The organism is Brevibacillus sp. SIMBA_040, from assembly GCF_046535075.1.
GTDB lineage: Bacteria > Bacillota > Bacilli > Brevibacillales > Brevibacillaceae > Brevibacillus.
This window is the reverse complement of the sequence record NZ_JAWRXI010000367.1, coordinates 1-243: the sequence shown is the minus strand read 5'-3', so window position 1 is coordinate 243 and position 243 is coordinate 1. Positions and strand designations below refer to the sequence as shown.

The window sequence follows — 243 nt, the reverse complement described above, 5'->3', positions numbered from 1 at the left end:
ACGGTATGCCATTTCAGTCGACTGCAGCTCGGCATCTTGCCCTTGGCAAGTGAAGTGAGCAGCTTTACCAACCACTTGTGCACGGCTGTAGCGCGTAGCCAACGCCAAGTCCAGCAGGTAGTTAGGGCCGTAGTAGTCGCCCGGTACAAACGCGGCGACCCACGGGGTATTGCCAACCAGCTCGCCAAGGCTAGATTTCTTCAGTTGAGCTGGTTTGAGTACCACAATACGAGGGTCATCACT

Annotated in this window: 1 protein-coding gene; it reads left to right on the top strand. The window is 55.6% G+C overall.

Features of this window, described 5'->3' with window-relative positions:
- Nucleotides 1-243: hypothetical protein (locus SB752_RS33140; RefSeq protein ID WP_410719617.1), on the top strand; the 243-nt coding region annotated here is incomplete at both ends.